At 66.3% G+C, this 14,501-nt stretch carries 15 protein-coding genes; 9 read left to right on the plus strand and 6 right to left on the minus strand.

Annotated features, from left to right (window positions below; translation table 11 throughout):
• Positions 1-22: 22 nt before the first annotated feature.
• Both R1L06_RS10125 and R1L06_RS10130 read right to left on the minus strand, forming a co-directional pair.
• Positions 23-1,549 (minus strand): M56 family metallopeptidase, encoded by a 1,527-nt coding sequence (locus R1L06_RS10125; RefSeq protein WP_317217621.1) that lies wholly within the window; start codon positions 1,547-1,549, stop codon positions 23-25.
• Positions 1,546-1,938 (minus strand): BlaI/MecI/CopY family transcriptional regulator, encoded by a 393-nt coding sequence (locus tag R1L06_RS10130; protein ID WP_106469312.1) that lies wholly within the window; start codon positions 1,936-1,938, stop codon positions 1,546-1,548. The genes R1L06_RS10125 and R1L06_RS10130 overlap by 4 nt, the downstream gene beginning before the upstream one ends.
• Before the next feature lie 357 nt (positions 1,939-2,295).
• Here R1L06_RS10130 and rpoH point away from each other — a divergent pair, with 357 nt between their 5' ends.
• The 3 genes from rpoH (at position 2,296) to R1L06_RS10145 (ending at position 4,047) form a co-directional block, all read left to right on the plus strand.
• Entirely contained in the window at positions 2,296-3,171 is an 876-nt protein-coding gene (gene rpoH, locus R1L06_RS10135) for an RNA polymerase sigma factor RpoH (protein ID WP_049424102.1), read from the plus strand.
• A gap of 176 nt (positions 3,172-3,347) precedes the next feature.
• Complete coding sequence (locus R1L06_RS10140; protein ID WP_317217622.1) at positions 3,348-3,731, plus strand: type II toxin-antitoxin system RelE/ParE family toxin; 384 nt, start codon at positions 3,348-3,350, stop codon at positions 3,729-3,731.
• Positions 3,715-4,047, plus strand: coding sequence for a helix-turn-helix domain-containing protein (locus R1L06_RS10145; RefSeq protein ID WP_019338970.1), 333 nt, complete (start codon positions 3,715-3,717; stop codon positions 4,045-4,047). Before R1L06_RS10140 ends, R1L06_RS10145 begins: the two co-directional genes overlap by 17 nt.
• Positions 4,048-4,160: 113 nt before the next feature.
• Here the strand turns inward: R1L06_RS10145 and purD are convergent, their stop codons facing one another.
• The 3 genes from purD to purH are packed head-to-tail and all read right to left on the minus strand — an operon-like array spanning position 4,161 to position 7,981.
• On the minus strand, positions 4,161-5,444 hold the full coding sequence (purD, locus tag R1L06_RS10150) for a phosphoribosylamine--glycine ligase (protein ID WP_317217623.1): 1,284 nt from the start codon (positions 5,442-5,444) through the stop codon (positions 4,161-4,163).
• Positions 5,445-5,502: 58 nt separating this feature from the next.
• The gene (locus tag R1L06_RS10155; RefSeq protein WP_317217624.1) at positions 5,503-6,381 is read right to left on the minus strand and encodes a hypothetical protein; all 879 of its coding nucleotides are present in this window, start codon (positions 6,379-6,381) and stop codon (positions 5,503-5,505) included.
• 16 nt (positions 6,382-6,397) lie between these two features.
• Entirely contained in the window at positions 6,398-7,981 is a 1,584-nt protein-coding gene (gene purH / locus R1L06_RS10160; protein WP_317217625.1) for a bifunctional phosphoribosylaminoimidazolecarboxamide formyltransferase/IMP cyclohydrolase, read from the minus strand.
• A 223-nt stretch (positions 7,982-8,204) separates the two neighbouring features.
• On the opposite strand from purH, the gene R1L06_RS10165 reads away from it, so the two are divergent.
• Genes R1L06_RS10165 through R1L06_RS10190 form a run of 6 tightly spaced genes read left to right on the plus strand, consistent with a single transcriptional unit; the run spans position 8,205 to position 14,005 of the window.
• Positions 8,205-8,822, plus strand: coding sequence for a CDP-alcohol phosphatidyltransferase family protein (locus R1L06_RS10165; protein WP_317217626.1), 618 nt, complete (start codon positions 8,205-8,207; stop codon positions 8,820-8,822).
• A gap of 34 nt (positions 8,823-8,856) precedes the next feature.
• Entirely contained in the window at positions 8,857-10,608 is a 1,752-nt protein-coding gene (locus R1L06_RS10170; RefSeq protein WP_317217627.1) for a bifunctional alpha/beta hydrolase/class I SAM-dependent methyltransferase, read from the plus strand.
• 23 nt (positions 10,609-10,631) lie between these two features.
• Positions 10,632-11,936: a phosphatase PAP2/dual specificity phosphatase family protein gene (locus R1L06_RS10175; protein ID WP_317217643.1), complete on the plus strand. Its 1,305-nt coding sequence runs from the start codon at positions 10,632-10,634 to the stop codon at positions 11,934-11,936.
• Positions 11,933-12,370, plus strand: a complete 438-nt coding sequence (locus tag R1L06_RS10180; RefSeq protein ID WP_285303598.1) for a hypothetical protein — start codon at positions 11,933-11,935, stop codon at positions 12,368-12,370. Before R1L06_RS10175 ends, R1L06_RS10180 begins: the two co-directional genes overlap by 4 nt.
• A 13-nt stretch (positions 12,371-12,383) precedes the next feature.
• Positions 12,384-13,013, plus strand: coding sequence for a lysophospholipid acyltransferase family protein (locus tag R1L06_RS10185; RefSeq protein WP_032129554.1), 630 nt, complete (start codon positions 12,384-12,386; stop codon positions 13,011-13,013).
• Positions 13,010-14,005, plus strand: a complete 996-nt coding sequence (locus R1L06_RS10190; RefSeq protein WP_032129555.1) for a phosphatidate cytidylyltransferase — start codon at positions 13,010-13,012, stop codon at positions 14,003-14,005. Before R1L06_RS10185 ends, R1L06_RS10190 begins: the two co-directional genes overlap by 4 nt.
• 147 nt (positions 14,006-14,152) lie before the next feature.
• Here R1L06_RS10190 and fis read toward each other — a convergent pair whose 3' ends face one another.
• Positions 14,153-14,428, minus strand: coding sequence for a DNA-binding transcriptional regulator Fis (gene fis / locus R1L06_RS10195; RefSeq protein ID WP_005419706.1), 276 nt, complete (start codon positions 14,426-14,428; stop codon positions 14,153-14,155).
• Between the last annotated feature and the right edge of the window lie 73 nt (positions 14,429-14,501).

Raw genomic sequence — 14,501 nt, forward strand, 5'->3', positions numbered from 1 at the left:
AGAAGGCGATGCGGCGGCGGAGTCAGCGTCGTTCGCGGCGGGCGCCCTGCGTCAGCAGGTAATCGCGTACGGCCGCGGTGCCGGCCTGGTTCAACGGTGTCCGCCAGCGGCCCAGCCAGCCGTCGGCTTCCACCCCCAGGTTGATATCGGCGCCGTGCGCGAGCAGGTACTGCACGGTGACCAGGTGCCCTTCGCGCGAGGCATTGATCAGCGGCGTCTCGTCATAGGTCACGACCCGGTTGACGTCTGCACCGGCCTGCACCAGCTGCTCGACGATGGGTTGCAGGCCCAGCGCGGAGGCGACGATCAACGGATTGCCTTCGCCCAGCGCAGCGCGATCAGGGTCGGCTCCCAGCTGCAGCAGGGCGTCGACCATCACCGGATCGCGTGCGCGGATGGCCTGGATCAGCGCCGTGCCATCGCCGAGCACGCGCGCATCGAGATCGACGCCCGCCACCGCCAACGCGTGGACCTGCGCGACGTCATGCGTGCTGGCGGCCTGGAGCAGAGTGTTGACGCGCGTATCGGAGGTGCTGGCCGCTGGTGAGGCCAGTCGTGGTGAGACAGCCACCGCGGTGCCGACGCAGGCCAGCAGAAGCAGCAGGCCCAGCATCAACAGACTGCGGCGCCGAGGGGCGTACGACGGGGCGTCCAGCAGTTGGTCGATGCGCTGCGCCAGCTGGCTGCGTGCACTGAACATGCCCAGTGCAAGCGTCGGCGCCTCTTCGCGCAGGGCCTGCAGCTGTTCGATACCGGCCAGCAGCGAGCCTGCATAGTCCAGCGGTTCGCGTGCCAGCATCGCAGCGCGTGCATCACAGGCCATTTCGCGCAGTAGCGCCAGGCGTGCCTGGGCAAGGTGCAGGAGTGGATTCCACCAGAACAGTGCTGTTCCCGCCCGCAGCAGCGTGCTTGTCCACAGATCGCGTCGATCCAGGTGTGCAACCTCGTGGCGGACGATGTCGCGCAGCACGTTGTTGTCCAGCCGTGCCAGCAAGGGGCGGGGCAGCAGGATCTGCGGGCGCCACAGGCCGACCACCATCGGCCCGTCGACGGCGCAGGTGGCGATCGTCACGTGGGCGGGCACGATGTCGGCCAGGACCGCGCGCAGTCCGGCGGACGCCGGTTGTGCCAGCCGCCGCAGCCGGCGCGCATGCAGCATCGCGTCCAGCAGGCGCATGCCCAGCCACAGGGTGCCCAGCAGCCACACCACTGCAAGCACTGTCGGCAGGGTCTTCGGTAGTTCGACGTAATAGATGTCGGGCTGCCGTCCAGCTTCGAAGATGGCCTCTCCCGCCGTTGCGCCTTCGCCGGGCAGGGGGTGGAACGCGGCGGCGGGTGGCGCCGGTGCGGGTAGGGTGGTTGACCAGCCCGGCAGGAAGGCGCTGAGCGGCAACAGCAGGGCCGCTGCCATCGCGGCGGTCAGCAGCCAGGAGCGTTGTTCGGCACTGAGGGCCCGCCGCCGTGCCAGCCACAGCGCGGGCAGCAGCACAACGGCAGACAACAGCAACTGCCGAAGGCCCAGTGCCATCGCCATGTCGATGAGGTTCATTCCTTCCTCCCGGCCCTGGCATCGCTGATGCGCTGCTGCAGTGCCTGCAGTTCGTTGCGGTCGATTTCGCGTTCGTCCACCAGGTGCTGTGCCAACACGTTCGGTGAGCCGTCGAAGAACTGATGCAGCAGATGGTCGAGCGCTTGCCGGCGGGCCTGCTCGCGGCTGAGCGTGGCGTGATAGATGTAGGCGCGACCTTCCTGGCGATGACTGACAAAGCCCTTCTTTGCCAGCACGTTGAACATGGTCAGCACCGTGGTGTACGCGACCGGCTTGTGTTCGCCGAGCACATCCGCCACTTCGCGCACGGACGCTTCGCCCTTGTCCCAGAGGATGTCGAGGATGGCCTGCTCGGCGGGGGTGGGATTCTGCGAGACAGGGCGGGCCATGCGCTTCTACGTATGAATTAGTTGATGCATCGGAGCATGTCGCCGGATGGCTGTCAACGGGTTTCTTAGTAGTAAAGGTGCGGCCCTCAGCCTTCGGGGCTGAACACCCGGCAACGTCTTTTGGCCTGAATGGGCCTCAAGAACGGCCCGTTCAGCTCCGCTTGACCGGAATCGGCCGGTTTACGGCAGGTAATTGATTGAATTCCAAGGGATTGTGAATCCCGAAAAGCGTGCTCGCCACTGTCATCAAATCGCGCTACGGTAGGGTTCTGCTTGGGACCAGTGTTGCATCAATGGGACGCTGGAACTTTTTCCTCCTTTAGCAGTCCAAATGCCGGACTGCTAAGATGGGTGCCTATGAGCCAGAACACCTCTACTGCCCTTGTGGCAAACAATCTCCCGATTCCCAGTGCGCTCGGTTCGCTGGACGCCTACATCGGTGCCGTGCACCAGATCCCGGTGCTGTCGGTCGATGACGAACAGGACCTGGCCCGTCGCTTCCGCGACGGCAACGATCTGGACGCCGCCCGCGAGCTGGTGCATTCGCACCTGCGCTTCGTGGTGCACGTGGCCCGCGGCTACAACGGCTACGGCCTTGCGCTGGGCGACCTGATCCAGGAAGGCAACATCGGCCTGATGAAGGCGGTCAAGCGCTTCGACCCCGACATGGGCGTGCGCCTGGTCTCCTTTGCCGTGCACTGGATCCGTGCCGAGATGCACGAGTTCATCCTGAAGAACTGGCGCATCGTGAAGGTCGCCACCACCAAGGCGCAGCGCAAGCTGTTCTTCAACCTGCGCAAGTCGAAGACGCGCCTGGGCTGGATGAACGCGGCTGAGGTCAGCGCGGTGGCGAAGGACCTGAACGTGTCCGAGCGCGAGGTCATGGAAATGGAGTCGCGCCTGTCCGGTCGCGATATCGGTTTCGATGCGCCGGCCGACGAAGACAACGAACACGCGCCGCCGTCGCCGGCCGCGTTCCTGGTTGCCAACGACGAAGACCCGTCGATGGCCTACGAACGTGCCGACAGCGAAGACAACCAGATGCAGCTGCTGCGCGAAGGCCTGGCCGAGCTGGATGCGCGCTCGCGCGACATCATCCGCCGCCGCTGGCTGGATGCGGACAGCAAGGTGACGCTGCAGGAACTGGCTGACGAATACGGCGTGTCGGCCGAGCGCATCCGCCAGGTTGAAGCCAATGCGCTGAAGAAGATGAAGGCGCTGTTCACCGCGTAAGCGGAAAGGCGTCGCAATTGTTAAAGGCTCGGCAGCAGTGCCGGGCCTTTTTCGTTTGTGGGGCTTAGCTACGCATGACGTGGCTCTATTCTGACGCCAGGACGGTGGTTGCGCCGACCTGATCATGTGCTGGATGCTGATGTTCACGCTGTACCACGCAGTGGCACGGTATGATCATGCCACGCGTCTTCCTCACACGAAGTTTCAATCGCAGCATGCGCAGGACCACCCTGTCCGAGGCTGCGCTGTACCGGTCGGTACGTGAAATGGAAGCGGGTCTGGTTGATGCTGATCTTGGCGGCGGAATCTTCAAGAAGCGCGTTGCCTTGCCGGGGCGAGGAAAGCGTGGGAGCGTTCGAATCATCGTCGCCACACAGCGAGGCGGGCATTGGTTCTTACTTTTCGGCTACGAGAAGAATGAGCGTGCTGCGATCACGAATGCGGAACGCGATGCGCTGCAGTTGTACGCATCGGAGTTCCTGAAAATGAGTGCGGCGCAGTTGAATCGTGCCGTGGAGTACGGGGATCTACAGGAGATCGACCATGACGAAGACCCCTGAGCGACGGCGCGCGAAAAGTGCGCTTCTTGAAGCGGTGCATGATGCCGCTGTGAGTCTGCACGCGCATGGTTTCATCGATAAACGTCGATTGAGCAGCTACGAAGCGCTTTGCCTTGAGCCGGTGCCTGAGTACAGCAGTGCCCAGATACGTGCCCTGCGTACGTCATTGCAGCTCAGTCAGCCGGTCTTTGCGGGAGTTCTCAATACCAGCGTTTCCACCGTACGCAGCTGGGAGCAGGGCGAAAAGAAGCCCAGCGGACCGTCACTGAAGTTGCTTAACCTGATTGATCGGAAGGGACTCGAAGCAGTCCTGTAAAGCAAAGGCCCGGTTCTGCCGGGCCTTTGTTTTTCCGAGGCGTTCAATCCACGCATGGCGTGGATCTACCCAGTGTCAGTAGAGCCACGCCATGCGTGGCTGCGGCGCGGCCGTCACTCTTCGCGTGCGATCGCGCGCCAGCCGATGTCGTTGCGGTGGAACTCGTTGGCCCAGGTCACCTTGGCCACGCCTGCATACGCATTCGCCTGCGCGTCGCGCACGCTGTCGCCCAGTGCGGCCACGCACAGAACGCGGCCGCCGGCGCTGACGACCTGGCCCTGCGCATCCAATGCCGTACCGGCATGGAACACCTTGGCACTGGCCGGCACATCGCCCAGGCCGGAAATCACGTCACCGGTGATCGGCGTTTCCGGGTAAGGCTTCGCCGCCAGCACCACGCCCAGCGACGGGCGCGCGTCCCAGTGTGCTTCCACCTGGTCCAGGCGGCCGTCGATGGCGGCTTCCACCAGCTCCACCAGATCCGACTGCAGGCGCAGCATCACCGGCTGGGTTTCCGGATCGCCGAAGCGCACGTTGAATTCGATCACCTTCGGCGCGCCGCTGGCATCGATCATCAGGCCGGCATAGAGGAAGCCGGTGAACGGGATGCCGTCGGCGATCATGCCCTGCACGGTCGGGTTCACCACCTCGCGCATCACGCGGGCGTGCACCTCCGGCGTGACCACCGGGGCCGGCGAATAGGCGCCCATGCCGCCGGTGTTCGGGCCGGTGTCGCCGTCGCCGACGCGCTTGTGGTCCTGCGAGGTCGCCATCGGCAGCGCATGCATGCCGTCCACCATCGAAATGAAGCTGGCTTCCTCGCCGTCGAGGAATTCCTCGATCACCACGCGTGCACCGGCATCGCCGAACGCGTTGCCGGAGAGCATGTCACGCACCGCGTCTTCGGCTTCGGCCAGGGTCATTGCGACGATCACGCCCTTGCCAGCGGCCAGGCCATCGGCCTTGACCACGATCGGTGCGCCCTTCTCGCGGATGTAGGCCAGGGCGGCGTCCACGTCGGTGTGCACGGCGTAGAACGCGGTGGGGATGTCGTGGCGGGCCAGGAAGTCCTTGGCGTAGGCCTTGCTGCCTTCCAGCTGCGCGGCAGCGGCGGTCGGCCCGAAGATACGCAGGCCGGCGGCGCGGAAGCGGTCGACCACACCGGCCACCAGCGGCACTTCCGGGCCGACCACGGTCAGCGCCACGCCTTCGGCCTGCGCCAACGCCAGCAGGCCGTCGATATCGGTCACCTTCACCGCCACGTTGCGGCACTTGTCTTCGCTGGCGGTGCCGGCGTTGCCGGGAGCCACGATCACTTCGGTGACACGGGAGGACTGGGCCAGCTTCCATGCCAGGGCGTGTTCGCGGCCGCCAGAGCCGATGACAAGTACGTTCATCACGAGATTCCAGATTGCGTGGGAAGGGAAGATCGATATCCCCGGCGGCGCGCGTGGTTCACTCGCAGCCTTCGCGTCGCAGCGATTCGGGGAAGGAATAGGCCCAGGTCTTCGGGTCCAGGGTGAAGCGGTGTTCCTGCCGGACCTGCTTGCCACCGCAGGTGGTGCCGGTTTCGTCGATCAGCAATGGCCAGACCCGCGCGCTGCGGTCGCTGTCGTCGAAACGCAGGGCGAAATCGATGCTGAAGCGGCGGGTGCGGCAGTCATTGGCGGTGTCCGGGTCGGTACTGGCGTCGACCGTGTCGCACTCGTACTGGGCGTCATTGTCGATATGGCTGCGCAGGCTGCCACTGGCCACCAGGCCGTTCGGACCCGGCAGGATCAGCGACTGCGAGAGCAGCGAGAAGCCCTGCCCGAACCAACCGTCCTCGACGCGGAAACCATAGAAGTCACTGCCGGCGCGGATGATGCTGGCGGTGCCGGGCTGGCCGCCGCTACCGAAACGCTCGCCGGTCAGTTCGCTGGTCACCTCGAAGCCATCGCCCTTCGGGCGCAGCACGAAGAACTCGATGGTTCCCGGGTCGATGTGCGCGCCATCGACCAGCGCACCGCACACGGCCAACAACTGCTGCCAGCTGTCTCCGCTCACCACCGGTTGTTCCGCGCAGACCTGCCAGTCCACCGCATGGGTGTCGCCATCGTCAGTCCAGCTGCCGCGCCATTCAGCGGAGAGCGTGGCGTTGCTGCCGTAGCGCTGGATCAGGAACGCCTGCAGTCGTGCGGTGCGGCTGACATGCTGCGCCGGTGAGGCGGGGGCCACTGCAGGCGCATCCACCTTCGGCGCCACGCTGGGCTCGCCGGCAGGCCTGCAGCCCGCCAGTACGGCCGCACCCGCGAGAGCGAGGGCGGCCAGCGATTTCATTGAAACTGTGGACATCCGTGTCGCTCCAGGATCAGTGGCGGAAGTGGCGCACGCCGGTGAACACCATGGCCAGGCCATGTTCGTCGGCGGCGGCGATCACTTCGGCATCGCGCATCGAACCGCCCGGCTGGATGACCGCCTTGATGCCGGCGGCAGCGGCGGCGTCGATGCCGTCGCGGAACGGGAAGAACGCGTCGGAGGCCATCACCGAGCCCTCGACCACCAGGTTCGCGTCGGCGGCCTTGATGCCGGCGATGCGGGCCGAGTACACGCGGCTCATCTGGCCGGCGCCGACACCGATGGTGCGGTTGTCCTTGGCATAGACGATCGCGTTGGACTTCACGAACTTGGCCACCTTCCAGGCGAACAGCAGGTCGGTGAACTGCTTGTCGGTCGGCGCCAGCTTGCTGACCACCTTCAGTTCGTCGCGGGTCATGCCGCGGTTGTCCGAGGACTGCAGCAGCAGGCCCGAGCCGACGCGCTTGCTGTCGAAGTTGTTCAGGCCATCGCCGTGCGGGATGCGCAGCACGCGCACGTTGGCCTTCTTCTGCGCGTATTCCAGCGCGGCCGGCTCGTAGTCCGGGGCAATCAGCACTTCCACGAACTGGCGGTCCAGAATCACCTTGGCGGTGGCGGCGTCCAGCGGTTTGTTGAAGGCAATGATGCCGCCGAAGGCGCTGGTCGGGTCGGTGGCGTAGGCCAGCTCGTAGGCATCGCCGTTGCCGGCACCGACGGCCACGCCGCACGGGTTGGCGTGCTTGACGATGACGCAGGCCGGCGCATCGAACTGGCGCACGCATTCCCACGCCGCGTCGGCATCGGCCAGGTTGTTGTAGCTCAGTTCCTTGCCCTGCAGCTGCTGGAAGGTGGCCAGCGTGCCCGGCACCGGATACAGGTCGCGGTAGAACGCGCCGCTCTGGTGCGGGTTCTCGCCGTAGCGCAGGTCCATCACCTTCACGAAGGTGGAGTTCATCTGTGCCGGGTACTCGGTACGCGCCGGCACCGCAGCGTCGGTGGCGGTGACCGCCGACAGGTAGTTGCTGATCGCGGCGTCGTACTGGGCGACGCGGTTGAACGCGGCCACCGAGAACGCGAAGCGGGTGGCGGCTGACAGCTGGCCGTCGTTGGCGTCCAGCGAGGCCAGCAGCTCGGCGTACTGCGACGGATCGGTAGCCACCGCCACGCGGGCGAAGTTCTTGGCCGCCGAGCGCAGCATGGCCGGGCCGCCGATGTCGATGTTCTCGACCGCGTCGGCCAGGGTGCAATCGGCCTTGGCGGTGACCGACTCGAACGGGTACAGGTTCAGCACCAGCAGGTCGATGGCGCCGATGCCGTGCTCGGCCATCACCGCATCATCCAGGCCCGAACGGCCCAGCAGGCCGCCGTGCACCATCGGGTGCAGGGTCTTGACCCGGCCGTCCATCATTTCCGGGAAGCCGGTGACGTCGGCCACGTCCTTCACGGCCAGGCCGGCATCGCGGATCGCCTTGGCGGTGCCGCCGGTGGACAGCAGCTCCACGCCGCGTGCCGCCAGCGCAGTGGCCAGCTCGACCAGACCGGTCTTGTCGGAAACGGAGAGGAGGGCCCGGCGGACGGGCAACAGATCAGCAGTCATGGGACAGAATCGGCAGCGGAGCGGGGCCGATATTGTAGGCGGTGGGGGCCGGTGGCGGGCGCTGGAAGGGGCAATTTGCCATGGCAATCGGTGTAAGGCCGGGTCGGGCACATCGATCCGGACCGGTCCGGGGGCTGGGCTGTGGACCGGAGCCGGGTTGTCGGAATCTGCCGACGATGGGGTAGGCTGTGCCCGCACTGCCAAGGATCAGCGGGTACGGATCATGTCGATCTATGCATTGAAAGGACGTTTCCAGGACCTGTTGCGTCCAGCCGTTCGCGGTCTGTACCGCATGGGGATCACCGCCAATACGGTGACCGTGGCCGCCGCCGTGGTCTCGCTGCTGGTGGCCGCCGCCGTGTGGTGCTGCGCGCCGTCCCAGCCCCTGCTGTACCTGCTGCTGCCGCTGTGGATGCTGCTGCGCATGGCACTCAACGCGGTGGACGGCATGCTGGCCCGCGAGTTCGGCCAGCAGTCGAGGCTGGGCGCCTATCTGAACGAGCTGTGCGATGTGATCGCCGACGCGGCGCTGTACCTGAGCCTGCTCAGCGTGCCGGGCGTGCGCCCGGAAGCGCTGTGGCTGCTGGCCTGGACGGCGGCCCTGAGCGAGTACACCGGGGTGCTGGGGCTGATGGTCGGTGCCAGCCGCCGCTATGACGGCCCGATGGGCAAGAGCGACCGCGCGTTCGTCATCGGCGTGCTGGGCCTGCTGTTGGCGTTCGGCTGGGGGGCTGCGATGACTGTCACTGGCGTGGCCGCGGCCATGGAGGTGCTGTGCGTGCTGACGATGATCAATCGCGTCCGTCGCGGACTGCGGGAAGCGGCGGTTTCGCCGAATTAATCAAGCAGATACAAAAAGACAATCAGGAGATTGCATGCGTCAGGCGCAGGAACGGGAATTCCACAGCTTCGACCAGGTACCGCTGTTCTACCGGTACTGGGCGAGCACCACCGCGACCCCAGCCACCAAGGCTGTCGTGCTGCTGCATCGCGGCCATGAACATTCTGGCCGGGTCACCCACCTGGTCGATGAGCTGGACCTGCCCGACACCGCCTTCTTCGCCTGGGATGCACGCGGTAATGGGCGTTCGCCCGGCGCACGAGGCGATGCCCCGGGCTTCCCGGCGCTGGTGCGTGATCTGGACAGCTTCATCGCCCACATCGGCGCCGAGCATGGCATCGCGGTGGAAGACATCGTGGTGATCGCACAGAGCGTGGGGGCGGTGGTCGCCGCCACCTGGGTGCACGACTACGCGCCGCGCCTGCGCGCGCTGGTGATGGCTTCGCCGGCGTTCAAGGTGAAGCTGTACGTGCCGTTCGCACGCCCGGGCCTGGCCTTGATGCAGAAGCTGCGCGGCAATTTCTTCGTCAACAGCTACGTCAAGCCGCAGTGGCTGACCCACGATCCGGCGCGGGTGGAAAGCTACCGCACCGATCCGCTGATCACCCGGCCGATCTCGGTGCGCGTGCTGCTGGGCCTGTACGAAGCGGCCGACCGCATCGTCGCCGATGCGCAGGCGATCAGCGTGCCGGTGCAGCTGCTGGTGTCCGGCTCGGATTTCGTGGTGCACCGTGGCCCGCAGGACCGCTTCTACGAGCGCCTGTCCAGCCAGATCAAGGAGCGCGTGCATCTGCCGGGCTTCTTCCACGACACGCTGGGCGAGCGCGATCGGGCGCCGGCGCTGGCGCGTATCCGCAGTTTCATCCAGGCACGTTTCGCCGAGCCGCTGCGCGAACTGTCGCGGCGCGATGCGCACCGCCATGGGCCGACTTTCGAAGAATCGGAGATCCTGGCCTGGCCACCGGAACGCAACAGCCTGGCCGACCTGCGCTGGCGCGTGGTACGTGGCGGCCTGCGCTTCGGCGGAACGTTGTCCGAAGGCATCGCGCTGGGTCTGCAGACCGGATTCGATTCGGGCAGCACGCTCGACTACATCTATCGCGATGAGGCGCGCGGCAAGGGCCCGTTGGGGCGCATGGTCGATCGCAACTATCTGGATGCGATCGGCTGGCGCGGCATCCGCATTCGCGGCCAGCACCTGCAGGAACTGCTGCGCGACGCTGCCCAGCGCCTACGCGGGCAGGGCACGCCGGTGCGCGTGCTGGACGTGGCCGCCGGCCATGGCCGCTACGTGCTGGAAGCGCTGGGCCAGGGCGAACAGCGCGCCGAGCGCATCGTGCTGCGCGACTTCAGTGATCTGAACGTCACCCAGGGTCAGGCCTTGATCGAGCGCCTGGGGGCGGCCGACATCGCGCGCTTCGAGCAGGGTGATGCGTTCGACCCGGCACAGCTGGCCAACGTCGATCCAGCACCGACGCTGGCCGTGGTATCGGGCCTGTACGAACTGTTCCCCGACAACGATGCGGTGCTGCGCTCGCTGCAGGGCATTGCTGCGACGGTGCCGGCGGGCGGCTACCTGGCCTATACCGGCCAGCCGTGGCACCCGCAGCTGGAGTTCATCGCACGCGCACTGACCAGCCACCGTGGCGGCGCCGCGTGGGTGATGCGCCGCCGTACCCAGCAGGAAATGGACGAGCTGGTGCGCCTGGCCGGGTTCGAGAAGGTGGCGCAGCGTATCGACGACTTCGGCATCTTCACGGTGTCGCTGGCGCGCCGGACCGCGTGATGGCGACGCTCGCCGCATCCCCGCTGGCCGCAGAGGGGCGCCCCTGGCGGCGCGCCCTGTTGTGGCTGGCCCTGCTGGGCCCATTCTTCTTCGCCAGCTATGGCTTCGCCAACTGGATGGCCGGCCGCCATGCCGAACTGCCGGTGATGGCGTTCGGATGGGAAACGCAGATTCCGTTCGTACCGTGGACGATCGTGCCGTACTGGTCGATCGATCTGTTCTATGCGGTTTCCTTCTTCCTGTGCCGGCAACGGTTGGAGCTGGACCGGCATGCGTTGCGGTTGTTCAGTGCACAGTTGATCGCGGTGACCTGCTTCCTGCTGTGGCCACTGCGCTTCAGTTTCGAGCGGCCGGAGATCGGCGGTGTGTTCGGTTGGTTGTTCGATGTGCTGCTGGGCTTCGACAAGCCGTTCAACCAGGCGCCATCACTGCACATCGTGTTGCTGATCGTGCTGTGGGTGAAATTCGCGCAGTACCTGCATGGGGTGTGGCGTTGGGTACTGCATGTGTGGGCGCTGCTGATCGGCGTCTCGGTGCTGACCACATTCCAGCATCATTTCATCGATATCCCGACCGGCCTGCTGGCCGGTTGGCTGTGCGTCTGGCTGTGGCCGGAGCAGGGCACGCCACCCTTGCGTGCCTGGCGCACCGCGCGTGACGCCAGACGTTGGCGCCTGGCAGCGCTGTACCTGCTGGGGGCCGCTGCATTGCTGGTGCCGGTGGTGCTTCTGCGTGGCGCGGCGTTGTGGCTGCTGTGGCCGGTGGTATCGCTGCTGCTGGTGGCGTTGGCGTATGCGGGGCTCGGTACGGCGGTGTTCCAGAAGCGTGCCGATGGCCGCCTGACCATAGCGGCACGCTGGTTGCTGGCGCCGTACCTGGGTGCGGCCTGGATCAATTCGCGGCTGTGGACGCGCCGCGCGCCGCAGCCGGTGCCGGTGATGGACGGTGTATGGCTGGGGCGTGTTCCCTGCGCTGTATTGCCGGCACCCTTGGTCGGCGTGGTCGATGCCTGTGCCGAACTGTCCTGTCGTGCACCGGGCGCGGCGTATGCCAGCGTGCCGATGCTGGACCTGGTGGTGCCCACGCCGCACCAGTTGCGCGAGGCGGCCGAGGTCATCGAGCGGCTGCGCGCGCAGGGACCGTTGCTGGTGTGTTGCGCGCTGGGCTATTCGCGCAGTGCTGCCAGTGTGGCGGCCTGGCTGCTGCGCAGTGGTCGTGCCACCGATACCGATGCCGCGGTGGCGATCGTGCGCACGGCACGTCCGGGCGTCGTGCTGGGCGCGGCGCATCTGCATGCCATCACTGCTGCAGCGGGAGTACGCACGTGAGTACGGTTCCCGATCTGGCGACCATGCAGCTGCTGCTGCGGCAGGGCCGTTGGCCGGCGGGCCTGTCGCTGGGCCTGCTGCTGGTGGCGCTGCTGCTGCTCGGCACCGAACCTGGCCTGGCGATGATTGCCGCCGGCCTGTTGCTGCTCAGTGTTGCCGCGGGCATCGCACAGATCTACCACGCGTGGCGGGTGGCGCTGGATGCCAGCCTGTTGCAGCTGCTGCGCGATGAGAGCCTGGACGGCGAAGCCGCCGCGCGCCGCACCGACCAGCTGCTGCACGCCAGTGGCCTGCGCCGCATGCAGCCCGACGCGCCGCTGCGCGGCTGGGATGCGCGCTGGGCCGGCATGCGTCGCCTGCTGCTGCGCCAGTACCTGCTGACTGCAGTGCAGTTCGCACTGCTGGTGCTGGCCGTGTTGTGGCCGCAGACGTGAACGGGAGGGACCGATGTTCGCTGAATTGATTGCGCGCGCCTGCAGTGGCGCGATCCATGTAGTGACCGGCGCCCGCGCGCTGTGGATCGGCTGTGCGCCGTCCAGCGAACGGCGCGTGTATTACGGCAACCACGCCAGCCATGGTGACTTCGTGCTGATCTGGTCGTCGATGCCACCGGCACTGCGGCGCCAGGTGCGCCCGGTGGCCGCGGCCGAATACTGGCAGCGCGATGGCCTGCGTCGCTACCTGATCGATGCGGTGTTCAACGGCGTGCTGGTCGAGCGCGAGGCCGGCCATCGCCAGCAGGATCCACTGCAGGCCCTGCGTGACGCGGTGGACGAAGACTGCTCGCTGATTCTGTTTCCGGAAGGTACCCGCAACGTGGGCGAAGAGCCGCTGCTGCCGTTCAAGAGCGGCATCTATCACCTGGCACGGCAACGCCCGGAGCTGGAATTCGTACCGGTGTGGATCGACAACCTGAAGCGGGTGATGCCCAAGGGCCGGTTCCTGCCGCTGCCGCTGCTGTGCACGGCCACCTTCGGTACGCCGCTGCGGCTGCAGGCCGACGAGGACAAGGCCGCCTTCCTGGCCCGCAGCCGGCAGGCGCTGCTGGACCTGGCGCCGAACGGGGGCAGGGCATGAGCTTCCTGATCGATGTGTCCGGCGACCTGGCCACGCAGAGTGTCGGCCAGCAGACCGGCCTGCTGTTTGCTGGCGTGGGTGCGGTGCTGGTGCTGGCCACGCTGGTGGCCGAGACATTGCGCTGGCGCCAGCGTGGGCAGCCCAGCGCGGTGATCGCCAACCTGGTCTCGCGCATCCGCGCGTGGTGGGTGATGGCGATCGTGGTCGGGCTGGCGCTGTTCTTCGGTCGTGCCGGGGTGATCGTGCTGTTCGCGATCATCTCGCTGTTCGCACTGCGCGAGTTCATCACCCTGGCGCCGACCCGCTCGGGCGACTACTACGCGCTGCTGGCCGCGTTCTACATCGTGCTGCCGTGGCAGTACTACCTGGTCTGGATCGACTGGTACGGCATGTACACGCTGTTGATTCCGGTCTATGCGTTCCTGTTCCTGCCGATCCTGTCGACCATTGGCGGTGATACCACGCACTACCTGGAGCGGACCGCGAAGGTGCAGTGGGGGTTGATGATCTGCGTGTTCTGCATCTCGCATGTACCGCTGCTGCTGAACCTGCACGTGCCCGGCCATGACCCGTCGCGCAACGTGCTGCTGTTCGCCTTCCTGGTGATCGTGGTGCAGTCTTCGGACGTGCTGCAGTACATCTGGGGCAAGCTGCTGGGCAGGCATCTGATTGCGCCGAAGCTGTCGCCGTCGAAGACGGTGGAGGGCTTCGTGGGCGGTGTGCTGAGTGCCAGTGCGCTGGGTGCGGCGCTGTGGTGGATCACCCCATTCACGCCGCTGCAGGCGTTCGGCCTGTCGCTGCTGATCAACCTGATGGGGTTCTGGGGCGGCCTGGTGATGTCGGCGATCAAGCGCGATCGTGGCATCAAGGACTGGGGCCACATGATCGAGGGCCATGGCGGCATGCTCGACCGACTGGATTCGGTGTGCTTCGCCGCGCCGGTGTTCTTCCATGTGGTGAGGTATTACTGGAAGGCGGGCGGCGGCGGTTGATTCTGCCGGCTTCCATCCACGCATGGCGTGGATCTACTGGAACGGCATTGACCCGCTTCTGTAGCGTCGAGCCATACTCGACTGCGTTTCACGTGTTGCCCGGCGCAGGAGCAGTCGAGCATGGCTCGACTCTACACATCGGTGCGCTCAGGCGCTGATGCCGTATTCCTTCAGCTTCTTGCGCAGGGTGGCACGGTGGATGCCCAGCATCGCGGCGGCACGGCTCTGGTTGCCTTCGCAGTGATTGAGCACTTCCACGAACAGCGGAATCTCCATCTCGCGCAGCACGATCTCGTAGACATCGTCCGCATCGCAGCCATCAAGGTCACGCAGGTAGCGGCGCACGGACTGGGCGACGTGTTCACGCAGCGGTGGCCGGGGAGCGCCACGACTGTTGTCAGGACGAGAAAGGACAGCGTTCAAGGGGGTTCCCGATTCGGTTGGCCCGTGCGCGCGGAGCGCGCGGCCGGACGAGGTGGTGGCGGCCAGTCTAGCG

This window comes from Stenotrophomonas mexicanensis (genome assembly GCF_032911605.1).
Classification (GTDB): Bacteria; Pseudomonadota; Gammaproteobacteria; order Xanthomonadales; family Xanthomonadaceae; genus Stenotrophomonas; species Stenotrophomonas maltophilia_A.